General features: G+C 61.1%; 25 protein-coding genes. 12 read left to right on the forward strand and 13 right to left on the reverse strand.

What is annotated here, in order from left to right:
• Positions 1–5 precede the first annotated feature (5 nt).
• A complete protein-coding gene (locus tag ACIQC5_RS02185; protein WP_400278085.1) occupies positions 6–917 on the reverse strand; it encodes a carbohydrate ABC transporter permease in 912 nt (303 codons plus the stop codon).
• Positions 914–1891 carry a carbohydrate ABC transporter permease gene (locus ACIQC5_RS02190; RefSeq protein ID WP_400278087.1) on the reverse strand — a complete coding sequence of 326 codons (978 nt, stop codon included), beginning with the start codon at positions 1889–1891 and terminating at the stop codon, positions 914–916. The genes ACIQC5_RS02185 and ACIQC5_RS02190 overlap by 4 nt, the downstream gene beginning before the upstream one ends.
• A 244-nt stretch (positions 1892–2135) precedes the next feature.
• Between ACIQC5_RS02190 and ACIQC5_RS02195 the strand changes: the two genes are divergently transcribed.
• The 8 genes from ACIQC5_RS02195 (at position 2136) to ACIQC5_RS02230 (ending at position 7475) form a co-directional block, all read left to right on the forward strand.
• Positions 2136–3149, forward strand: coding sequence for a P1 family peptidase (locus tag ACIQC5_RS02195; protein ID WP_400278088.1), 1014 nt, complete (start codon positions 2136–2138; stop codon positions 3147–3149).
• Between the two features lie 194 nt (positions 3150–3343).
• Positions 3344–3565, forward strand: coding sequence for a translation initiation factor IF-1 (gene infA, locus ACIQC5_RS02200; protein ID WP_011775571.1), 222 nt, complete (start codon positions 3344–3346; stop codon positions 3563–3565).
• Positions 3566–3634: 69 nt separating this feature from the next.
• On the forward strand, positions 3635–3748 hold the full coding sequence (gene rpmJ / locus ACIQC5_RS02205) for a 50S ribosomal protein L36 (protein WP_011775570.1): 114 nt from the start codon (positions 3635–3637) through the stop codon (positions 3746–3748).
• A 195-nt stretch (positions 3749–3943) separates the two neighbouring features.
• Positions 3944–4321, forward strand: coding sequence for a 30S ribosomal protein S13 (gene rpsM / locus ACIQC5_RS02210; RefSeq protein ID WP_011775569.1), 378 nt, complete (start codon positions 3944–3946; stop codon positions 4319–4321).
• A gap of 51 nt (positions 4322–4372) precedes the next feature.
• The gene (gene rpsK, locus ACIQC5_RS02215; protein ID WP_021472435.1) at positions 4373–4774 is read left to right on the forward strand and encodes a 30S ribosomal protein S11; all 402 of its coding nucleotides are present in this window, start codon (positions 4373–4375) and stop codon (positions 4772–4774) included.
• 149 nt (positions 4775–4923) lie between these two features.
• Complete coding sequence (locus ACIQC5_RS02220; RefSeq protein WP_011775567.1) at positions 4924–5934, forward strand: DNA-directed RNA polymerase subunit alpha; 1011 nt, start codon at positions 4924–4926, stop codon at positions 5932–5934.
• 66 nt (positions 5935–6000) lie between these two features.
• Positions 6001–6552: a 50S ribosomal protein L17 gene (gene rplQ, locus ACIQC5_RS02225; RefSeq protein WP_400278091.1), complete on the forward strand. Its 552-nt coding sequence runs from the start codon at positions 6001–6003 to the stop codon at positions 6550–6552.
• Between the two features lie 32 nt (positions 6553–6584).
• The gene (locus ACIQC5_RS02230; protein WP_400278092.1) at positions 6585–7475 is read left to right on the forward strand and encodes a tRNA pseudouridine synthase A; all 891 of its coding nucleotides are present in this window, start codon (positions 6585–6587) and stop codon (positions 7473–7475) included.
• A 124-nt stretch (positions 7476–7599) separates the two neighbouring features.
• On the opposite strand, the gene ACIQC5_RS02235 is transcribed toward ACIQC5_RS02230, so the two are convergent.
• From ACIQC5_RS02235 to ACIQC5_RS02275, 9 genes are all read right to left on the reverse strand, one after another.
• Positions 7600–8478 (reverse strand): type II secretion system F family protein, encoded by an 879-nt coding sequence (locus ACIQC5_RS02235; protein WP_400278094.1) that lies wholly within the window; start codon positions 8476–8478, stop codon positions 7600–7602.
• Between the two features lie 12 nt (positions 8479–8490).
• The gene (locus ACIQC5_RS02240) at positions 8491–9432 is read right to left on the reverse strand and encodes a type II secretion system F family protein (protein WP_400278096.1); all 942 of its coding nucleotides are present in this window, start codon (positions 9430–9432) and stop codon (positions 8491–8493) included.
• A 2-nt stretch (positions 9433–9434) separates the two neighbouring features.
• Positions 9435–10889 carry a CpaF family protein gene (locus ACIQC5_RS02245; RefSeq protein WP_400278097.1) on the reverse strand — a complete coding sequence of 485 codons (1455 nt, stop codon included), beginning with the start codon at positions 10887–10889 and terminating at the stop codon, positions 9435–9437.
• The gene (locus tag ACIQC5_RS02250; RefSeq protein ID WP_400278099.1) at positions 10886–12082 is read right to left on the reverse strand and encodes a CpaE family protein; all 1197 of its coding nucleotides are present in this window, start codon (positions 12080–12082) and stop codon (positions 10886–10888) included. Before ACIQC5_RS02250 ends, ACIQC5_RS02245 begins: the two co-directional genes overlap by 4 nt.
• The gene (locus ACIQC5_RS02255) at positions 12079–12846 is read right to left on the reverse strand and encodes a Flp pilus assembly protein CpaB (RefSeq protein WP_400278100.1); all 768 of its coding nucleotides are present in this window, start codon (positions 12844–12846) and stop codon (positions 12079–12081) included. The genes ACIQC5_RS02250 and ACIQC5_RS02255 overlap by 4 nt, the downstream gene beginning before the upstream one ends.
• 55 nt (positions 12847–12901) lie before the next feature.
• A complete protein-coding gene (locus tag ACIQC5_RS02260) occupies positions 12902–13942 on the reverse strand; it encodes a pilus assembly protein TadG-related protein (RefSeq protein WP_400278102.1) in 1041 nt (346 codons plus the stop codon).
• The gene (locus ACIQC5_RS02265) at positions 13930–14337 is read right to left on the reverse strand and encodes a TadE/TadG family type IV pilus assembly protein (protein ID WP_400278103.1); all 408 of its coding nucleotides are present in this window, start codon (positions 14335–14337) and stop codon (positions 13930–13932) included. Before ACIQC5_RS02265 ends, ACIQC5_RS02260 begins: the two co-directional genes overlap by 13 nt.
• Before the next feature lie 103 nt (positions 14338–14440).
• Positions 14441–14635 carry a Flp family type IVb pilin gene (locus ACIQC5_RS02270; RefSeq protein ID WP_400278105.1) on the reverse strand — a complete coding sequence of 65 codons (195 nt, stop codon included), beginning with the start codon at positions 14633–14635 and terminating at the stop codon, positions 14441–14443.
• 324 nt (positions 14636–14959) lie between these two features.
• Positions 14960–15604: a prepilin peptidase gene (locus ACIQC5_RS02275; RefSeq protein WP_400278107.1), complete on the reverse strand. Its 645-nt coding sequence runs from the start codon at positions 15602–15604 to the stop codon at positions 14960–14962.
• 287 nt (positions 15605–15891) lie between these two features.
• Here ACIQC5_RS02275 and rplM point away from each other — a divergent pair, with 287 nt between their 5' ends.
• From rplM to glmM, 3 genes are all read left to right on the forward strand, one after another.
• Positions 15892–16335 carry a 50S ribosomal protein L13 gene (gene rplM / locus ACIQC5_RS02280; RefSeq protein ID WP_011775554.1) on the forward strand — a complete coding sequence of 148 codons (444 nt, stop codon included), beginning with the start codon at positions 15892–15894 and terminating at the stop codon, positions 16333–16335.
• 38 nt (positions 16336–16373) lie between these two features.
• Positions 16374–16880, forward strand: coding sequence for a 30S ribosomal protein S9 (gene rpsI, locus ACIQC5_RS02285; RefSeq protein WP_400278109.1), 507 nt, complete (start codon positions 16374–16376; stop codon positions 16878–16880).
• A gap of 174 nt (positions 16881–17054) precedes the next feature.
• Entirely contained in the window at positions 17055–18419 is a 1365-nt protein-coding gene (gene glmM, locus ACIQC5_RS02290; protein ID WP_400278111.1) for a phosphoglucosamine mutase, read from the forward strand.
• Positions 18420–18500: 81 nt separating this feature from the next.
• On the opposite strand, the gene ACIQC5_RS02295 is transcribed toward glmM, so the two are convergent.
• A complete protein-coding gene (locus tag ACIQC5_RS02295; protein WP_400278680.1) occupies positions 18501–19283 on the reverse strand; it encodes a D-alanyl-D-alanine carboxypeptidase family protein in 783 nt (260 codons plus the stop codon).
• Between the two features lie 68 nt (positions 19284–19351).
• Positions 19352–20323 (reverse strand): type I pantothenate kinase, encoded by a 972-nt coding sequence (gene coaA / locus ACIQC5_RS02300; protein WP_400278112.1) that lies wholly within the window; start codon positions 20321–20323, stop codon positions 19352–19354.
• Between the two features lie 148 nt (positions 20324–20471).
• On the opposite strand from coaA, the gene glmS reads away from it, so the two are divergent.
• Positions 20472–22355 (forward strand): glutamine--fructose-6-phosphate transaminase (isomerizing), encoded by a 1884-nt coding sequence (glmS, locus tag ACIQC5_RS02305; protein ID WP_400278113.1) that lies wholly within the window; start codon positions 20472–20474, stop codon positions 22353–22355.
• Position 22356: the final 1 nt, after the last annotated feature.

Consider the following 22356-nt stretch of genomic DNA (forward strand, 5'->3'; position numbering starts at 1 on the left):
AAAAATCAGCCAGTGACGCTGCCTTGCGTCAGCCCGGCTACGATGTAGCGCTGCAGGGCTGCGAACACCAGCAGGATGGGGACGATCACCAACACGGCGCCGGCCATGAGGATTCCCCATCCGGCCCCGTTGCCTTCAGAGTTCTGCAGCAACGTCAGGCCCACCGGCAGGGTCATGGTTTCGGGGCGGTCGGTGATGATGAGCGGCCAGATGTAGTCGTTCCATTCGCTGACCACGGTCACCAAAGCCACGGTGGCAATCGACGGGACGGACACCGGCACAATGATTTGCCACAACCGCCGCCAGTGGCCTGCGCCGTCGATTTCCGCTGCTTCCAGGATGGACGGCGGCAGCGTCAGGAAATGCTGGCGCAGCAGGAAAGTGCCGAATGCGGTTCCCAGCCCGGGCAGGATGATGCCCCACAGGGTGTTCTTGCCCCCCATGCCTGCGATCAGGATGTAGTTGGGCAGGATGGAGACCTGCGCCGGGACCATCAGAGCCACGAGGATCAGCACGAAGATCACGTTCTTGAACGGGAACCGAACAAACACCAGCGCATAGGCCGTCAGGATCGCCAGGACCACTTTGATGGACGAACCCACCACAGTGACGATCAGGCTGTTGGCAAAGAACTGAGCGAACGGCACCGTGGTCATCGCCGTGACGTAGTTTTCAAGGTTCAAGGACTCAGGCAGGATCTTGAGGTCCATGGTGACGATCTCGCCGGGCTGCTTGAAAGAACTCAGAAGCATCCACAGGAGCGGCAGGAAAACCACCAGCGTCGCCAGGACCAGTGGGACGTAGCCCGTTGCCAGGGTCCGCAGCAGATTGGCGCGTGAGAGTGCCTTGCCGGACTGAGGGCGCTGCTGCGGCGTCCCGGCAGAATCAACGACGACGGCGGGTGACGGTGCGCTCATGAGTAGTGCACCTTTCGCTCAACGAACCTCAGTTGCACAACAGTGATGATCAGCAGGATGACGAAAAGGATCACCGAGATGGCTGCTGAGTAGCCGGCACGGTTGAAGGCGCCGAATGCCTGGAGATATGCCTCGTAGATCAGCGTGCTGGTGCCATTTCCGAGCGGGGTCATAATGCGGATCAGGTCGAACGCCTGCAAGGAACTGAGCATGGTGGTGATCAGCAGGAAAAAAGTGGTGGGTGACAGCAACGGGATGGAGATGTTGAAGAACCTCAACACACTGTTGGCCCCATCCAACGCTGCAGCTTCCATCACGTCCTTGGGGAGTGACTGCAGGCCGGCCAGGAAGACCACGGCACAGTAGCCCAGGTTCTTCCAGACGTACACGATGATGACCATCGCCAGCGAGAGCTGGGGATCGTTGATCCATTGCGGGCTCTGTTGGCCCACGCCCCGCAGGATCCAGGCGAGAACGCCGTAGCCGGGGTCGAAGATGAAGAGCCAGACCAACCCCACTCCGACGCCGGACAGCACATAGGGAGCGAACACGGCTGAACGGGCAAACGTAGTGCCGCGCACCTTGGAGTTCAACGCCAGCGCCACCAACAAACCGAGCACCATGGATCCGCCGACCGTGACCACCGTGAAAACAGCTGTGGTTCCAAGGACCTTTGCCGCGTCCTCACTCGAGAAGAACGTCACGTAATTCTGCAGGCCTACCACGGTGGCCGACGCTGAACCCAGCGTCCAATCCAACGTGGAGTAGTAGATGTTGTTGATCAGCGGCCAATACGTGAAGGTCGCGATCAACGCCAGATTCGGCAGGGCCATGGCTAGGAACACCAGGAAGTCTTTGCGGCTTCGGCCGGACCAGCGGTTTCTGCGTACGGATCCCGGGCCGCGCGGCTGGGGCGGTGACGCGTGCTCCGGGGCGGCAGGCGCGGTGCTGCTGTGGAAGATTCGGGTAGTCATTGATCACTAACGTTGTGAGGCGAACTTTGCGTGCCGGGCCCGGATCGGGGCGGCGGAGACAGGCTTAGCTCACCACAGCGAAATGACGCGGTTGCACCAAACGGCGCCTCCGAAGCGATAGTTGGCTAACCTTTTCGAACCCGTTTACGAGGCGTTACCCGAGTGTTCGTATTTGAGGCCCTGCTACCACTTTGTTCCCGGCCGCTTTGCTGAGTGCGGTTGTGTCCAGGTGGAGAATGGAGCCATGAATTCGATCACCGATGTTGCGGGCATACGGGTTGGGCACGCACAGAAGAACGACGACGGGTGGCTCAGCGGCGTGACCGTGGTCCTGCCGCCGCCGGGAACCGTGGGCTCGGTGGACGTGCGCGGGGGAGGTCCCGGCACACACGAGACCGATGCGCTTGATCCCACGACGCTCGTATCTACAGTGGATGCTGTTGTCCTGACGGGCGGGAGTGCCTTTGGGCTGGCCTCCGCCACTGGCGCCCAATTGTGGTGCGAGGAGGAAGGGCGTGGGTTTGCCGTACCCGGAACCGTGGTGCCGATCGTTCCCGCTGCAGCCATCTTCGACCTCGGGCGGGGTGGTGATGTGAAAGCGCGACCCGGCGCCGACATGGGCTACCAGGCGGCCGCTGCCGCCTTCGCATCAGGCGACCATGGCGCCGTCGAACGCGGAAACGTCGGCGCGGGGACCGGTGCACTTGTGGCGCGGGGACAATACAAAGGCGGAGTTGGGACGTCGTCAATCAGCCTCGACGGCGGGGTGGTTGTTGGAGCCATTGCCGTGGTAAATGCCCTCGGTGTTCCTGTCTTTGGCCCTGCGGGCATGCAGCCCTCTGCGCGCTGGGCCGTTCCTCCCTTGGGTGCGCGCGGCCGGGCCCCAGCCCCGGAGGGCAAGCCGGTGGTGCCGTTTGTCCCGCCGCAGGGCCTGAATACGACGCTCGTCGTGATTGCCACGAATGCTGTGCTGGATGTTGCCGAGTGCAAGCGGACGGCGTCGTCCGGGCATGCCGGGTTGGCGCGGGCCTTGGACCCGTCCCATACTTTGGCGGACGGAGATACCGTGTTCGCCTTGGCGACTGGCGCCGTCGGACTCGACCGCAGTACGGAACAGGCGCGGCAGGTTTCGCTCATCACCTTGCAAAGCGCAGCGGCGGAAGCCGTTCGATTGGCGATTCTCGACGGCGTGGAAGCGGCCGAAAGCGTCACGACACCGGCAGGTGAATTCCCTGCGTTCAAGGCTGCGGGGGAGTGACGGCGGCGGGCGTGTGCGTTACCATGGACGGATTTAACTTTCCGGCCTGATTGGCGTAGAGTTATTTGTTGGTTGTCTGTGCAGCCACGCCCTTTTTGGTGTCGTGGTTCCAAGAGGGCCAAGCAAACAAAAAACGTCCGCTGGATCTTCGGTGCCTACCGGAGGACGGCGGCAAACAACAGTTAGCGGAGGATATGGCCAAGAAGGACGGGGTCATTGAGATCGAGGGCGTTGTGACTGAGGCGCTGCCCAACGCGATGTTTCGTGTTGAGCTCACCAACAAGCACGTCGTTCTCGCACACATCTCTGGGAAGATGCGTCAGCACTACATTCGAATCCTCCCTGAGGACCGGGTAGTGGTGGAGCTGAGCCCATACGACCTCACACGTGGTCGTATCGTCTACCGCTACAAGTAAATTGCTGGGCGGCTGGGTATGGCCTAAGCCGCTCCAGCAGATCAACTGCAAAACACGCAAAGGAACGCCATGAAGGTCAAGCCGAGCGTCAAGCAGATCTGCGACAAGTGCAAAGTGATCCGCCGTAATGGCCGGGTCATGGTGATCTGCGAGAACCCGCGCCACAAGCAGCGCCAGGGCTAATTCCCCTTCGGGAATCAGCGCCCGCAAGGGCAAACCTGGGTTGCTAACCCACGCAAGTAAATAAAGGCAGCACAAGCTGCGCTGGGACTGCATTACAGAGCCCGGACAGCGTACCCCCGGTCGGAGGCTGGGGCCACACGGAACGTGTGGGTGTACTGCCTACGACCTCCGGTTTATTCAAGGAGTACTGCCACTATGGCTCGTCTCGCTGGCGTAGACATTCCCCGCGAAAAGCGGTTGGAAATTGCGCTTACTTACATCTACGGCGTGGGCAAGACCCGTGCACACGAAACCCTGGCTGCCACCGGCATCAGCGCTGACGTTCGCGTCAAGGACCTGACTGACGCCGAGCTGGTCCAGCTGCGTGACTACATTGAAGGCAACTACAAGGTTGAGGGTGACCTTCGCCGCGAGGTAGCCGCTGACATCCGCCGCAAGGTGGAAATCGGCAGCTACGAAGGCCTGCGCCACCGCAAGGGCCTGCCCGTACGCGGTCAGCGTACGAAGACCAACGCACGTACCCGCAAGGGTCCGAAGCGTACCGTCGCCGGCAAGAAGAAGGCCGGACGTTAATCCCTCGGGATTGACCTGGTTTTCCCCCGATAACTTTCTGTAGGAGAAACAATGCCCCCGAAGACTCGTGGAGCGGTTCGTAAGCCGCGTCGCAAGGATAAGAAGAATATTGCGCTTGGCCAGGCGCACATCAAGAGCACCTTTAACAACACCATCGTGTCCATCACGGACCCGACCGGTGCTGTAATCTCCTGGGCTTCCGCCGGTGAGGTTGGCTTCAAGGGCTCCCGTAAGTCCACCCCGTTCGCTGCCCAGATGGCTGCCGAAGCTGCTGCAAAGCGCGCTCAGGAGCACGGTCTGCGCAAGGTTGACGTATTCGTCAAGGGCCCGGGATCCGGACGCGAAACCGCAATCCGTTCACTGCAGGCCGCTGGCCTCGAGGTTGGCTCCATCCAGGACGTCACCCCCAGCGCCCACAACGGTTGCCGCCCGCCGAAGCGCCGCCGCGTCTAATTAGGTCTTCCCTGTCTGACCGGCCGGGCCTGCTGTGGATGGTTTCGACCCTCCACAAGCATGGCCCGGCTGGTCAGGCTGGAAACCGAAGCCGATTTCCACCACCTGTGTTGCGTCATATAGCGGATGCTCGCCGAAAGGAAACCTAAGTGCTCATTGCACAGCGCCCCACCCTGTCTGAAGAAGTTGTATCCGAGAACCGCTCCCGTTTCATCATTGAACCGCTGGAGCCGGGCTTCGGTTACACCCTCGGAAACTCCCTCCGCCGTACCCTGCTCTCCTCCATCCCCGGTGCTGCTGTAACCAGCATCCGGATCGATGGCGTGCTGCACGAGTTCACCACGGTTCCGGGTGTCAAGGAAGATGTCACCGAGATCATCCTGAACATCAAGAACCTTTCGGTTTCCTCCGAGCACGATGAGCCGGTTGTTGCTTACCTGCGCAAGCAGGGCCCCGGAGTCGTCACCGCCGCGGACATTGCTCCGCCGGCCGGCGTCGAATTCCACAACCCGGATCTGCACATTGCCACGCTGAACTCGAAGGGCAAGTTCGAACTCGAACTCACCATCGAGCGCGGTCGCGGCTACGTTTCGGCAGCTCAGAACAAGTCCGGCGACTCCGAGATCGGCCGTATTCCGGTTGACTCGATCTACTCGCCGGTCATGAAGGTAACCTTCCGCGTGGAAGCTACCCGTGTTGAGCAGCGCACCGACTTCGACAAGCTCATTGTCGACGTCGAGACCAAGCAGGCTATCGCTCCCCGCGATGCTGTTGCTTCTGCAGGCACCACCCTGGTGGAACTGTTCGGTCTGGCTCGTGAGCTGAACACCGCAGCTGAAGGTATCGAGATTGGCCCGTCGCCGACGGACGCTGCCCTGGCAGCTGACATGGCTCTGCCGATCGAGGATCTGGACCTCACCGTCCGTTCCTACAACTGCCTCAAGCGTGAGGGCATCCACACCGTGGGTGAACTCGTTGCCCGCTCCGAGGCTGACCTGATGGACATCCGTAACTTCGGTGCGAAGTCCATCGACGAGGTCAAGGCAAAGCTCGTCGAACTGGGTCTGTCCCTCAAGGACTCCCCTCCCGGTTTCGATCTTGCAGCCCGCGCCGCAGCCATCGAAGAGGACGACGCCGCGTTCAGCGACGACGAGCTCTAAAAAGCAGATCTTGGCCGCCAGGTCCAGCGATGGACCTGACCGGCTTACACAACAGGAGAAATAACTATGCCTACCCCCACTAAGGGTCCGCGCCTCGGAGGCGGCCCGGCTCACGAGCGCCTGATGCTCGCGAACCTGGCAGCTGCTCTGTTTGAGCACAAGCGCATCACCACCACGGTTACCAAGGCCAAGCGCCTGAAGCCGTATGCAGAGCGTCTGGTCACCTTCGCCAAGCGTGGCGACCTCGCTTCCCGCCGCCGCGTTCTCGGCCTGATCAGCGACAAGGGCGTTGTCCACGAGCTGTTCACCGACATCGCCGGCGCCGTTGCCAACCGCGATGGTGGCTACACCCGTATCACCAAGATCGGCAACCGCAAGGGCGACAACGCTCCCATGGCTGTCATCGAGCTCGTTCTCGAGCCGGTTTCCGCGAAGCAGGCCGTTGTTGCTGAAGCAACCGCTGCTGCTGCCAAGGCTGCTCCGGCTGCCGAGGAAGAGGTCGTTGAGACCGAGGCCGTAGAAGCTGAAGCTGCTGAGACCGAAGCTGCTGAAGCCCCCGAGGCTGAAGCTGAAGTTGCTGAGACCGAAGAGGCTCCGGCCGCTGAGGACAAGAAGTAATTCACTGAATTCTTCACAGTAGACTTAAGTCTATGAACGAACGAAAACCCGCTGCCCCCGCTTTGGGGGGCGGCGGGTTTTTGCGTGTCCGACTGGATCTTTCCTACGACGGCGGCCCGTTCAACGGGTGGGCACTGCAGCCCGGGCTGGTCACCGTGCAAGGGGCTCTTGAGGAAGCATTGGCGCTCCTCGTGCGCCGTCCGATTCGCGTAACGGTTGCCGGACGCACCGACGCCGGGGTGCACGCGCGCGGCCAAGTGGTCCATATGGATCTGACCGAAGCCGAGTGGATCTCACTGCCGCGCGGGCACGAACTCGATCCCGCCGTCGCACTCTTGCGTCGTATTCGTGGCGCCCTGAGTCGGATCCTTGGCGATCTCACGGGTGCCATTGAAGTGCACGACGCCGGTCTGGCGCCTGTTGGTTTCGACGCCCGGTTTTCTGCCTTGTGGCGCCGTTACAGTTACCGGATTGCCGACGGTGCGGAGCGCTGGGACCCCGTGCTTCGGGGGATCACACTCTGGCACAAAGCACCGTTGGACGTTGCGTTGCTGAACGAAGGTGCTTCCCAGCTATTGGGGCTGCAGGATTTCCGCTCATACTGCAAGCCACGTGAGGGTGCTACGACCATCCGTGAGCTGCAGAAGTTTTCCTTTGAACGGGGGAGTGACGGCGTCATTGTGGCCACCGTTCAAGCGGATGCTTTCTGCCACAACATGGTGCGGTCCCTGGTGGGTTCTGCCTTGCGTGTTGGTGAGGGACTGGAAACGCCTGGCTGGTTGCATGAGCGTCTTCTGGAACGGAAGCGTGACGCCAAGTCCGTCTTGGCCGCGCCCCACCCTCTGGTGCTGGAGGAAGTCGCGTACCCCTCGGACAGCGAGTTGTTGGCGCGGGCCGAGCTGACGCGGGCCCGGCGGGAGTAGCTCTTCTTGGCCTGGCCGGGGCATTGGAGGACCCCCTCCCGGCTCTGGGTACCGGAAGGGGGCCGTTGTGGCCGTCCGTGGTCTGGGATCCGCGAACGGCCGGTCTATTTCCCGTGGCTCAGGATCAGCTGAACGCCTGGACGATCTTGATGGCGGCGGGACCCAGAAGGACTATGAACAGCACCGGGAAGATGCAGAAGAGCAGGGGAAACAGCACCTTGACGGGGAGTTTCATAGCCCGCTCTTCGGCGTTCTGGCGGCGCTTGACGCGGGCTTGCTTGGCCTGGGCACGCAATACATTGGCGATGCCGATGCCGTACTTATCGGCCTGGATCACGGCGAGGACGAAACTACGGACGTCCGCGGCCGTGCACCTTTCTGCCAAGGCCTCGTACGCCTCTTGCCTTGGCCGTCCCACCTGAATGTCTTGAAGCGTCCGCATCAGTTCTTGTGCGAGTGGTCCGCCTCCATAGAGCGAGGCCCTTTCCATAGCGGATTCGAAGCCAAGTCCGGCCTCCACGGAGATCAGCATTTGGTCCAAGGTGTTGGGGAACTCCAGCTGGATGGCCTCCTGCCGTTTCATCCCGGTGTTATAAACCAAGAGGTCAGGGATAAAGTACAAAAACACGATCAGGAACAATCCAAATCCAATGCTCAGCGGGCCGGGTCCGGAGGCAAACAGCAGACCTCCGACCACAGCGCCGGAGACGGCCAGCACTGGCTTGATCGCGATGAGCTTGGTGAGCGGCATCGACTTCGGTCGTCCCGCGAGGGCAAGCCATTGGTCCAGCTTGGCCTCGTAGCTGCCAGGCGTTAGCTTCCTGGCGACACCCAGCAAGATGGGTGGGCGTTGAATGTTCACGCCCGCTCCTTGGGCGAACCCGGAGCCCAAGTTGTTTTGGATAGCCACTATGCCCTTACGGTCAATGGTGGCCAAGGACCAAGCGAAGTATGCAAGCGGAAGGATGATGGCGGCGATAATCAGCCACGCTATGGGAGTCATGATTGGTCCCTCCTAGAACTTGATCTTCACAGTGCGGCTCATCCAGAAGCCACCTACGGCGAATAACAGGGCAGCTACCACCATCAAGGCAATACCCACCGGATGTTGGGCAAATACCTTCATGTAGCCGGGATTCATGAGTGTCAGGATGAGTCCAACACCAACCGGGAGGGCCATCAGAATGTAGGCCGACATCTTGCCTTCAGCACTGAGCGAACGAACATGACCCTTGATCTCGCTGCGTTCGCGGATAGTGCCGGCCACTTGTTCGAGCACTTCGGCCAAATCTCCGCCGACCTCGCGGTTGATCTGGATCGCCTGGCCGATCCAACGGAAGTCCTCACTGTCCATGCGGTCAGCGCAGTCTTCAATAGCTTGGCGAGGGTCTTTGCCAATCCTGGTTTCGTTGACGATCCGAGACAACTCTTCCGACGTTGGTGCTTGGGACTCCTGGGCCGCCGCCTCAAGGGAGCGCATAATGCTGTGTCCGACCCGAAGGCCGCCAATGAGCATCTGGATGGTGTCCGTGAGCTGCGCTTCAAATTTGGCACGGCGCTTTTCGGTCTTGAACACGAGCACGACTTTGGCAATAAACGGGGTTGCGAGAGCCAGCAAGATGCCAATGAAGATGTTGATCAGGAAGGCCCCCACAACTCCCGCGATGACTGTTCCAATGGCCACCATGACGGTGAAGTCCGCTGGGGCCTGCTTCACACCCGCGTTGTAGAGCACGTCACGGTTGAATGGACCGCCTGATCGTCCCAAGGCAGTGTCCACGAACTGGACGGTGGATTGGGAAACACGGCCCACGGCCGAACCGTCAGGAACGGTGCCAAGGCGCCGTCGTTCCATGGGGATAGACCCGTTACGTGGCTTCAGGACCACCATAACCACGACAACAAGTGCGGCTATGCATAGGCCGATTGCCGATGCGAAAAGGAATGGCGAGTCCATGGCTATCGCCTTCCCACTGGTGTAGGCGCAACACCGAAGACAGACGGCGAAACGTGGATGCCCAGCTCAGCAAAGCGGTCCAGGAACCGAGGACGGATACCCGTTGGAAGGGCGCGCCCCAAGAACCTGCCCTGGGCATCGATGCCGGCTGAATAGTCGAAGAGGAATGCGTCCTGGAGCGTGACGACGTCTCCCTCCATGCCTTGCACCTCCGTCACATGGGTGACTCGTCGGGTGCCATCACGCAGGCGGGTGACCTGGACGATCAGGTCCACGGCTGAGGACACTTGCTCGCGGATGGCCCGTAGGGGCAAGTCCATACCCGCCATGAGGACGAGCGTCTCCAAACGGGCGATCGCATCGCGCGGGGAGTTTGAGTGCACCGTAGACAACGACCCGTCGTGTCCTGTATTCATGGCTTGCAGCATGTCCAAGGACTCGCCACCACGCACTTCACCCACGATGATCCGGTCTGGACGCATACGGAGGGAGTTTCGGACCAGATCGCGGATGGTGACAGCGCCCTTGCCCTCGATGTTGGGTGGGCGGCTTTCCAACCGGACAACATGGCGTTGCTGTAGTTGGAGTTCCACGGCGTCTTCAATGGTCACGATGCGGTCTGACTCCGGAATGAAGGACGACAGCACATTCAACAGCGTGGTCTTTCCAGTGCCGGTGCCGCCCGAGACGATGATGTTGAGCCGTGCCAGCACGCATGCGCTGAGCAACTCGGCCATCTCGTGGCTCATGGAGCCCCACTCAATGAGGTTGCGGACTGTCAGCGGAACGTGGCTGAACTTCCTGATGGTCAACGAAGGTCCGTTGACGGCCAGCGGCGGGATAATCGCGTTGACACGGGAGCCATCCTCCAAGCGTGCGTCCACCAGCGGAGAAGACTCGTCGATGCGACGCCCCACCTTTGAGACGATGCGCTCAATGACCTTCCTCAAGTGCACGTCCGAGCTGAATTGAAGGTCCGTCAACGCCAGATGACCGTGCCGTTCAACGTAGATCTGGTCGAAACGGTTGACCATGACTTCCGTAACCGATGGGTCCTCCAACAGGCGCTGCAAAGGTCCGTAGCCCATCACTTCATCCGAAATCTCCCGGATCAGGCGCCGTCGCTCTTCAGGCGAGAGGGGCACTTGCTCATCATCGATGACCGCAGAGAGTTCTTCTACTGCAAAGGACCGAAGTTCTTCCTCGGAGGAGGACGTATCCCCGATCCTGGTCCCCATCCGGTCAAAGAGTGCTGACGCCGCCCGCTGCTTCAGACCTGAAAGAGCGTCAACAGCCGGAGCTGAAGGAGCCCCACCCAGAATCGGACCGGCCGGAGGCGGAGTCGCCTGAGCGGGGGCGGGAAAGCTGCCGGACCCCGTGGATTGGGCGTCGTCGTTCGCGGTAACCTCGACTGTGGCAAGCGGGCTGTTCTTTGTGAGCCGTTCTGACAGTTTCATGACACCACCACCCTCCGGTGCAGTTTGTTCTGGGGGAGTTCCAACCGGGGATCGAACCGTTCCACGAGCTTCCTGAGGCCCTTCGTGGCCGAATCGCGAGTGGTTCCCTGGAGAACGGGAACCCCACGATTAGTGGAAAATGGAAGGTTCCGGGAACGCGGGATCACCGTGTCAATGGGGACCCCGATCGTGGCCTCTACGTCCTGCACGGAAATGCCACTCTTCCTGTCGGCGAAGTTGAGCACTGTGTGCCTGTTCTGCGGCAGGAGTTGCAGCTCCCTGAGAACGCTGAAACATTTCCGCAGACCTCGAATGCTTGGCACGTCCATACCGCAGACCCACACTCCGTCGGTAGCGAGCTCCAAGGTAGCCAGGCAATGCTCGCCCAGGCCTGGGGCGGTATCCACCACTACGTACTTGAACTCAGTCGCCAACTGGTTGATGAGCCGGGTGACGTGGTCAGCCGTGATGTAGTCCGAATCCGACGGTTTCTGAGGAGCGCAGAGTGCGTAGATCCCGGCCGGGTGGACCGTGAGGAACGCCTTGAGCACCATGGAGTCCTGGGCCGCCGGGCCGTGGACGGCTTCGGTAATGGAGTGCTCGGGCTCCAGCAACAGGCCTGAAGCGACGTCGCCGAATTGCAGGTCCAGATCGACGATGACTACGCCCATGGGCGCCACGGCGCCCAGCCCGACAGCCAGGTTGGTGGCAACGGTCGTCTTGCCCACGCCGCCTTTCGGTGACATCACGGCGATGACCCTGCCGCGGTCCGTTCCCGACTCGGCGGCCGGCTGCATTCCGCGCCGACGGCTGGCCGAAGCCAAGCAGGCGCGCTCCAAGAGGACCCGCAGCTCGTTGACTTCGATCTCGGGGCTTACCACATCCCGTATTCCTGAATGCATGGCCCGAAGCACAATGTCAGGTTCAGGTTCGGAGACCAGCAGCAGGCTGATCTCCGGATACTGGAGGTCGAAGACCGTGGCAAGTTTCAGAGCGTCGTTGGGATTCACTCCTGGTCCCAGAATCATGACCTCCGGCGGGGCGCCGGTCAGTTGCTTGAAGACGTCATCCGTCCCACCCTGCAGCACATCGGGAGACAGTGTTTGCAGGTCTCCGTGCAGTGCTCCAGTGATGGCCTGGCGGACACGGCCTTCGAAGTCACGAACTGCAGTGATGGCTACAAAGCGGCTCATTGGACCAGCCCTCCGAACGTCGTTGTTGGCGGATCGCTCTTGACGGTCTTGTCCGTCTGCTTGGAGAGCCACAGCGTGCCGAACTCGGCGCCGTAGACCATCTTTGCCGCATTGGCATCGCTGAGGGCCACGGTGACATATGCCGAACCGTTAGGCAGGGCTACTCCCTTGTCCGCGCCAGCTGACTTCTCTGCGTCAGGTGCGGCTTGCTGGACCGCTGTCACCAAAACATCGTGATACAAAAGCTCGGTGAAGTCTTTCCAACCGGTTAGTCCGGCCGGGAGATTTGCTCCCGCTGGAACAGCATCGTCCAACTTGAATGAGGCAAAGACAGTAACTGTATCGCCGGCCTCGATCCTGCCACCCAGAATGCGCTCAGGTGCAAGGACGAACGTAGCCTCCTGCAAACCGTCAGGTACAGGGACCGTGCCGGGGGCCAGGTCCTTGGGGTCAACCAGCTTGACGCCGAGCAACTGTTCGCCGGGCTGCAAGTCTACCGAGGTAACTTTCCCCTTTTGATCGTTAAGGGCATTGATGGTCCCAGGTGCCACAGCCGATTGCGGCAAAGTTTCCACCTTGACCTTGGACTGGATTTCTTCCGCCTTGGTGCCGGCCGGAATTCGCTCCTTGACTACAAGGACGTTTACGGGATCAAGCCCTTGCTGCGCCCGCTTGTCGGCCCCTTGAACATAGGTAACCAACAAAACGGTGCCGATGACTGCCAAAAGCAGTGCTGCAATGCCTCCCAGTAGGCGTGTTTTCACTTTATAACTCCTATCGGATTTTCATTACGTGGTGAGCGGCCCGGATTGAGTGCGGCTACTCGGTCAGCGAGACAACTGAGGCTCCGTAGTTGGGAATACCTTCGGTTACCTGCGTGCCCTCTTCGAGGGAAACGAAGCGGGAGAAATAGCCCTGAAGTCCGCGGCAATTTCCGGTGCACTTCGGAGCGAGTGGATCCACGACGCCCCCAGTGCCGCTGAACCTGTATCCGGTCACCTGGAAGGCAGCGAACCCAATGAGCGTGTATTCGGCATTGGCACCGTTACCTGTTGCTGTATTGAAAAGCGGAATAAGGGCCGGCTGTTCCATGATGTGTGCAAGCACTGAATCGCAGGCGGCTGCGTTCGGGAAGTGGTTACCGGTTTGCCCCTCGACAGTCGAGTCCAGATCGATGTCTGTGGAACAGCCGGAATCGGTGAGGAGCCAGCCAAAGCCACCCGGCTCATAGCCATTTTGGGCGGCACAGCCTGGATATGTCGGTGTATTTTCGTCGTAGCGGAGAAGAATATGCGTCGGGATCGGGTCGCCCGTGAAGTTTCCGGTGGAATTGAGCGAAGCGAGTTGGGTCGGCGAGAGGTATTTCTTGAAGACGCACTCACTGACCGTCCACGGCAACGTGGTCGCGGAGGAGGGCGCACCCCAAGACGCTTCGGCCGCCGCATCTACAGTGGCTGTTTCAATTCCCATAGCCCGGGCGAAGAACAACGAGAAGCTGTCCTGGCCGCCGGTGTCCCGGGCATTCGTAACCACACGTACCGTCGTGGCATCGGGGAAAGTTACGACAGCTCCACTGGAACTGTCGTTTGCGTTGCTGTTGGCGAACTGATTCGCTGTGGCCGTGCTGTCACCGCAGCTACCGCCGGCGCAATCCGTGGCAACGGCCAGAGCGGCCGCATCAGCGCCATTTTGCAACTGCGCCTTCTCGGCGTAGAGCGCGCCAACGTCGACGGCAAGGGCTGCAAATCCCAAAAGGACCACCATCAGTGCGGCGACCATGATAGTGGCGGCACCGCGTTCGCTGTCCTCGACCGAATTGTGTGTGTTGCGCCGGTCAATGACTCGACTTAGCCACCGCATCTCATTACCCCCACACCCGTCATGTTGAGCGGAAAAATACCTGGCGCGCCAAAGAATCCGGCGTCGAGGAAGCCGGACATCGATGGCAACGAAACACTGGTTGTTACCGTGACATTGGAGCCTGGCGAGCAGCTCGAGGCGTTGTCGCTGACGGAAACTCCCAAGCCATCAAGCGAGGGGGCGGACCCGAGCGCCGTGCCGGCGACGTCCAAAGCGCCGTCCTGGTAGTGCACCGCTGCGTGGCGGGCACCCTCCCGGGCTGCCTGCGTCAGTGAGACTTGAACGTTGAGAACACGTCCAAACTCAATAATTCCGATCAAGATCAGCAGTAGGAGCGGCAAGAGAATTGCCATTTCCACGGCTACTGCGCCGCGCTCGTTCTTTTTCGCTTTCACGACCGTCTCCCAGACCCAGAATTACGGCATACGTGCCCTAAAAGAAAATGGTTGGCTGCGGTAGCGACGGAGTCGTCATCGCAGCCAACCATCTGTGTGCCAACTAGATGGCGGCAGTTACCTGGTTGAAGAGAGCTGCGATTGCAGGACCCAGAAGCAGGACGGCACCCATCACGACGACCGCGATCAGGGCCACCATGATGCCGTATTCCACCATCGTCGCGCCCTTCTCCTCCTTGGTGAAGCGGGTCTTGACGCCGGCGATGAACGAGGTGACAGAAAGCATAAGTGCAGACATTGGAAAATCCTTCCCAGATAATGATTTGGCAAATTGTTTGAATTGAGTTTGGCAAATGTTGGGGATTTGCCCCGCCTTCCGAGCTGCCCCCATGTAGCCTTTGGCGGTTCGGAATTCGATGAGATAAGAATTCACCCTGGCCGGCAGTTGCGACAATGCGTAGTCGTACTCGATTTATGAAGCCGGAAATTACCGCGTCACCCGCGAGGCGGTGGGGGAGTACTCAGTTTTCGCTCGTGAGGCGGCCCAAACTACTTGGATTCATCAGTAGCCTTACCTTATTTAGGTCGGAACCAGTCAGTTAGGGTGACCTAAAAGTGAGTGCTAGTTCATGAGGAGCGTGACGCCCAGGGCAGCAATAACCATGGCCGGCCCATGTGCTGTTTCTGCGGGCTTTTCCGCGCGATTCAGGCGCAACATCAGTACTGTGAGCACACCGCCCACCACGAATCCCAGTAGTCCGCCGTAGAGTACTTGCCCCCAACCCAAGTACCCCAAGTACATTCCGAGGGGTGCTGCGAGCTTCACATCGCCCATTCCGAGGCTTCTCGGTGAAATAAGTCCGAGTATCAGGTAGCCGACGAACAGAATTGCCCCTCCGGCGAGGGCGCGGAGCAGCTCGGGCCACCCTGGGGCGAGGGCCGCCGACGCCAAAAGGAGCAGGAACCCGCCCCCTAAGAGAAGCAAAATAAGGGAGTTGGGCAGCAAATGAAGTGTGAAATCAATTCTGGAAAGTTGCACCCCAAGAAGAGCCAGCAGGAGATATGCCGGCAGTTCCGCGGAAGAACCAAAGCGCCACGCAAGCAAGCCGAACAGCAGTGCGGTGACTGCCGCCGTCGTAATCCGTACGGCAGGGGAGGGGAGTCCGCCCAGGCGCGGCAGCCGCCGGCAGATGACCCACTCGATGGTCGGGCCCAGGAGCAGTCCCGCCAAGGCAACCAGCAGCGGGAATGCGGGTCCGTCGGTCATCTTGTCTCCCTCACAGCGCACGCGGCCCCGGAGGGCGGATACCCCATTTTGACCCGGACAGCCCGTTGAAGGTATTGTTTATAGTCGTTGTGCGTGTCCTATCTCGATGACACATGCCTTCTAGGGGATCCAGTTGCAGGGTCAGTAACTCAAGGGGCATTTCGAGATTCTGGGATGACTGGTCTTTAGAGCCCTCACCTCTGCTCCGGTAGCGCATACATAGTAGGTGCACGTCTTATTGCGTGCCTCCTAAAACATGAACGCCAGAACAAGAACGAGGCAAAACCGTGCGTACGTACACCCCGAAGCCCGGCGATATCAACCGCCAGTGGCACGTCATTGACGCCACCGACGTTGTCCTTGGTCGTCTTGCCAGCCAGACCGCAACACTGCTGCGCGGAAAGCACAAGCCGACCTTTGCGTCCCACATGGACATGGGCGACTTCGTCATCATCATCAACGCTGAGAAGGTTGCCCTCACCGGCGCCAAGCTGGAGCAGAAGCGCGCATACCGCCACTCCGGTTACCCGGGCGGCCTGACCTCCGTCAACTACGCCGAACTGTTGGAATCCAACCCGGTTCGCGCTGTTGAGAAGGCCATCAAGGGCATGCTCCCGAAGAACTCCCTCGCAGCTCAGCAGCTGGGCAAGCTCAAGGTCTACGCAGGCCCGGAGCACCCCCACGCTGCACAGCAGCCGAAGACTTTCGAAATCACCCAGGTCGCCCAGTAGTCCTGGCCACCAAACAACTTTTCATTACAAGGAGAACCGTGGCTCAGAACGAAGAACTGACCGCCGAAGCCGTCGAGGCTGAGGAAACCCTCACCAGCTACACCTCTGAAAGTGCAGCTGCTGAAGATGCACCCAAGAAGGAGCGCCCGGCACTGACCGTCGCCGGCGCAGCTGTTGGCCGCCGCAAGGAAGCCGTTGCACGCGTTCGCGTCATCCCGGGTTCCGGCAAGTGGATCATCAACGGCCGCGAGCTGGCCAACTACTTCCCGAACAAGCTGCACCAGCAGGATGTCAACGAGCCGTTCCGCGTTCTTGACCTCGAGGGTGCTTACGACGTCATCGCCCGTATCCACGGTGGTGGCCCCTCCGGCCAGGCCGGTGCACTGCGCCTCGGCGTCGCTCGTTCGCTGAACGAGATCGACCTCGAGAACAACCGCGCAACCCTGAAGAAGGCTGGCTTCCTGACTCGTGACGCACGCGTCATTGAGCGTAAGAAGGCCGGTCTCAAGAAGGCACGTAAGGCTCAGCAGTACTCCAAGCGTTAATTTTCGCTTGCTCGAAGGCCCGTTCCGCCGATTCGGTGGGGCGGGCCTTCGCCGTTTAACGGCTTCCGCTGCGTGTCTTTAACCGCTGCCGCAGCCAGCCCTGGCTGCCCCCTGTGACGCACCGACAACGCGCGCTGGACGGGCGGCGTCCCGTCGTCGACTAAACTTGTGCCGATGTCTAGATTATTTGGAACAGATGGCGTGCGCGGTCTCGCGAACGGATTGCTCACCGCCGAGCTGGCTATGCAGCTCGCTCAGGCCGCCGCCGTCGTACTCGGCCATGACCGCACTCCCGACGGCAAGCGGCCACGCGCCGTCGTCGCCAGGGACCCAAGGGCAAGCGGCGAGTTTCTCGCAGCAGCAGTGGAGGCGGGGCTTTCGAGCTCCGGTATTGACGTCTTCGACGCCGGTGTCCTGCCTACCCCCGCAGCGGCTTACCTCGTCGCAGACCTCGACGCCGATTTCGGCGTGATGCTCTCGGCCTCCCACAACCCTGCCCCGGATAACGGGATCAAGTTCTTTGCCCGCGGCGGACAGAAGCTTCCCGACGACGTCGAGGACGCCATTGAAGCCCGCCTGGGCCTGGAACCGCAGCGTCCAGTGGGTGGCGACGTCGGCCGCATCCAGCGCTTCTCTGACGCCGAAGACCGCTACATCGTCCATCTGCTCGGCACGCTTCCGAAGCGCCTCGACGGGATCAAAGTTGTTCTGGACTGCGCCCACGGCGCGGCCAGTGGCTGCTCTCCCCAGGTCTTCAAGGACGCTGGCGCAGATGTCGTGGTCATTGGTGCTGAGCCTGATGGCCTGAACATCAACGATGGCGTGGGGTCCACGCACCTTGGACCGCTGAAGGAAGCCGTTGTTAAGCACGGTGCGGATTTGGGTATTGCCCACGACGGCGACGCCGACCGCTGCCTCGCCGTAGACCACGAAGGCAACGAAGTAGACGGTGACCAGATCATGGCGATCCTGGCGCTGGCACTGAACGAGGCCGGCAAGCTCAAAGACAGTGTGCTCGTGGCCACGGTGATGAGCAACCTTGGTCTCAAGATCGCCCTGCGCGAAGCCGGCATCACCATCCGCGAAACGGCAGTCGGCGACCGCTACGTTCTCGAAGAAATGCGCGACGGCGGGTTCAACCTGGGTGGCGAGCAGTCCGGTCACGTGATCTTCTCCGATCACGCAACCACCGGCGATGGCGTCCTGACGGGCCTTCAGCTTGCAGCCCACGTGGCGTTGACCGGCCGCAGCCTCAAGGACCTCGCTACGGCCATGACCAAGCTCCCGCAGCTCATGATCAACGTCAAGGGCGTCGACAAGGCCCGCGCAGCCACCGATGAGGGCGTTGCTGCCGCCGTTGCTGCCGCTGAAGTCGAGCTGGGCGAAACCGGCCGCGTGCTGCTGCGCCCTTCCGGCACCGAGGCCCTGGTTCGTGTCATGGTGGAAGCCGCTGACATGGAAACAGCCGAGCGGATCTGCACCAGCTTGGCCGGCGTAGTCAAGGAACGGTTGAGCGTCTCCAGCGAATTGGCCGTCTAAGACCTTCTTAATGCATGTGGCTCCGGCCCGATCCCCGACAAATATGCCGGTGGAACGGGCCGGAGCCATTTAAGCAGCGGGCTACAGATAGTCCGGTGCGGCGTCCAGCCCGAAATACTCTTCCAGGGTTTCAATACCCCGCGTTGCCATGTCCGTGGCCGCCTCTAGGCCGATGAAGCGGAGGTGCCACGATTCGTAGAAGTAGCCCGTGGTCTCGTGGAACATCCATGGGTAGCGGACGACGAATCCAAACTTGTACGCGTTGGCCTTGGCCCACACTGCTGCCGGTTGTTCGGCAAAGCACGGTTGGAAGCTGCAGGCACCACCGCCGTCTGAGATGTCGAAGGACCAGCCGGTTTGATGCTCGGAGTAGCCCGGGCGTGCGGATGCACGATCAGCAGCTGCCTGTCCGCTGCTGTTGACGTACCCGTTGTACGTGACAATCTGCGTCGAATAGGAACGGTAGCCGGAAGCCAAGGCCAAGATGACGCCCTCTGCGGCCGCCGCGCTGAACATCTTTTCTGTGGCAGCCGCCGTCGTGCTGTTCAAAAGAGCTGCTTCGCCACTGACCGCGAGGCGGACGTCTGGCTGGACCAGGTCCGGCGGCACGAAATTCTGCGGAGCCAGGGGGCGGTGCTTGTTGACGATGACCCATTGGCTGGTGGGGTCGGTCAGGGAGTACTGCGTCGAGATGGCGCTGGAAGGTGAAGCACTGGTTGGTGCCGCCACGGCTGGGGCCGCGGTGCTGGGCTCAGCCAGAACAGCGGGGGACGAGGGAGAGGCCTCGGACGCGCCGGTTGGAGCATTTGCGGCAACAGGGGAGGGCAGCGCGCTGTCCGGGGTGCAGGCGGCCAGGGCAGCCATACTTGCGCCCGCACCCAGGAGTGTGGAGAAGGCCCGCCTGCTGGGCCGGGATTCGTAGCTCACTTGTGCTACACCTTCCGCAGGAGCATGCGGCGGATCGAGTGGTCTGCGTCCTTGGTGAGCACCAATTGAGCGCGTCCACGCGTCGGGAGCACGTTTTCCTCGAGGTTGGGCTCGTTGATCCGTTTCCAGATCCCGCGGGCTGTCGTTTCGGCATCGTCGTCCGAGAGGGTGGCGTACCGGTGGAAGTAAGATTCCGGCTGGGCGAAGGCGGTGCTCCGCAGCTTCCGGAAACGGTCCACGTACCATTCCTCGATGTAGGAGGTCTTCGCATCCACATAGATGGAGAAGTCGAAGAAGTCGCTCACCGCGAGGCCTTGCTTCCCGTCGTGGCGCGGCCGGGCCGGCGCCAGGACGTTCAGGCCTTCGACGATCAGGACGTCGGGGCGGCGGACCACCACTTCCTTGCCGGGGACGATGTCATAGGTGACATGCGAATACCAAGGGGCCCTGACTTCCTCGGCGCCGCCTTTGACTTCAGAGACGAACCGCAGCAGCGAACGCCGGTCGTAGGACTCCGGAAAGCCCTTGCGTTCCAGCAGGTGCCGACGCTTGAGTTCCGCCAGGGGGTAGAGGAAGCCGTCCGTTGTGATCAGTTCGACGTTGGGTGTTCCGGGCCAGCGGCGCAACATTTCGCGAAGGACGCGGGCGATCGTGGACTTTCCCACGGCCACGGATCCTGCCACGCCGATGACAAAAGGCGTCCGCTGGGTTTGCTCACCCAAGAAGGTGGTGGTGGCCGCATGGAGCTGGTGCGATGCCTCAACGTAGAGGTGCAGGAGCCGCGAAAGCGGGAGATAGACCTCCCGGACTTCCTTCATATCGAGGGGATCGCCGAGGCCGCGGAGACGGAAGATGTCTTCTTCGTTCAGTGGCTGCTCCATCTGGGCAGCCAGCCGGGACCAGGTTTGGCGGTCCAGCTCAACAAACGGAGAAGCGCCGTCGCCATTCGCTTCGGTGCGTTGCAAAGTCACGCTCATGATTCTGCCCTTCACGCGGCTGATCAGGAAATGCGCGACGACTGGAGGGTGAATTGTGAGTGATGCTGCCCACAACTGCAACCCTTTATGTCCAAGGAGGGGGGATATCCCACATCAGTTGTTTGCGCTAGCCGTTAGGCTTGTACCCATGTGTGGAATCGTAGGCTATGTTGGCAATTCGTCTCGTAAGGCAGCTGGTCACAGCGCCCTTGACGTCGTTGTGGAGGGACTGCGGCGGCTTGAGTACCGCGGTTATGACTCTGCAGGCGTCGCAGTTGTGTCGGACGGGACCATTTCGTCCCGCAAGAAGTCCGGCAAACTGAGCAACCTGATCAGCGAACTGGAAGCAAACCCGGTCCCTGAATCCATGACCGGCATTGGCCACACACGTTGGGCCACGCACGGCGGTCCGACCGACCGCAACGCGCACCCGCACCTCTCTGATGGCGGGCGCCTCGCGCTGATCCACAACGGCATCATCGAGAACTTCGCCGAGCTGAAGCAGGAACTGCTCGCCAAGGGCGTGACGTTCGAATCCGAAACCGACACCGAGGTTGCGGCCGCCCTGGTTGGCGACATCTTCCGCACACAGCTCAACGGCGACGGCGGCGACCTCACCAAGGCGATGCGCCTTGCCTGCCAGCGCCTCGAAGGCGCCTTCACGCTCCTCGCCGTCCACGCTGACCAGCCGGATGTCGTTGTTGCCGCACGCCGCAACTCACCGCTCGTGGTGGGCCTGGGCGACGGAGAGAACTTCCTGGGCTCCGACGTCTCCGGCTTCATCGACTACACGCGCCGCGCTGTCGAACTGGGCCAGGACCAGATCGTCACCATCACTGCCGACTCCGTGGAGATCACCGACTTCTTCGGTGCCCCCGCCGAGGGCAAGGAATACCACGTTGACTGGGACCCGGCTTCTGCCGAAAAGGGTGGTTTCAGCTCCTTCATGGAGAAGGAAATCCATGACCAGCCCGATGCTGTTGCACAGACCCTGCTGGGCCGTTCGGACCTGAACGGCAAGCTCACCCTGGACGAAATCCGCATCGATCCGGAGCTCCTCAAGCAGGTCGATAAGATCATCGTGCTCGCCTGCGGCACTGCTGCCTATGCAGGCCTCGTGGCCAAGTACGCAATCGAGAACTGGTGCCGTATCCCCACGGAAGTGGAGCTCGCACACGAGTTCCGCTACCGCGATCCGATCGTTGACGCCAACACGCTGGTGGTCTCCATCAGCCAGTCCGGCGAGACGATGGATACGCTCATGGCCGTCCGTTACGCCCGCGAACAGGGCGCCAAGACGATCTCCATCTGCAACACCAATGGCTCCACCATTCCGCGTGAATCCGACGCTGTGCTCTACACGCACGCCGGTCCGGAAATCGCCGTCGCCTCCACCAAGGCGTTCCTTGCCCAGATCACAGCCGCATACCTGCTCGGCCTCTACCTGGCCCAGTTGCGTGGCAACATCTTCTCCGGCCAGATCAAGGATGTCCTCGCGGACTTGAACAAGATCCCGGCCAAGATCCAGAGCATCCTGGACAACGCCGGCCCGTTGCGCGAGCTCGCCCGCAGCATGAAGGACGAGAAGTCCGTGCTGTTCCTGGGCCGCCACGTTGGTTACCCGGTTGCCCTCGAAGGTGCCTTGAAGCTCAAGGAAATCGCCTACATCCACGCTGAAGGCTTCGCCGCCGGCGAGCTCAAGCACGGCCCGATCGCCCTGATCGACGACGGCCAGCCGGTCTTCGTCGTCGTGCCGTCCCCGCGTGGCCGCGACTCGCTGCACTCCAAGGTAGTCAGCAACATCCAGGAAGTCCGCGCACGCGGCGCCCGGACGCTGGTCATTGCCGAGGAAGGCGACGAGTCGGTCCGCGATTACGCCGAGCACGTCTTCTACGTGCCGGAGACGCCCACGTTGCTGATGCCGCTGCTCACCACGGTTCCGCTGCAGATCTTTGCTGCTGAACTGGCCGGCGCGAAGGGTTACGACGTCGATCAGCCGCGTAACCTCGCCAAGAGCGTGACCGTAGAATAGC

The sequence above is a fragment of the Paenarthrobacter sp. NPDC092416 genome (assembly GCF_044755025.1).
Taxonomy (GTDB): Bacteria; Actinomycetota; Actinomycetes; order Actinomycetales; family Micrococcaceae; genus Arthrobacter.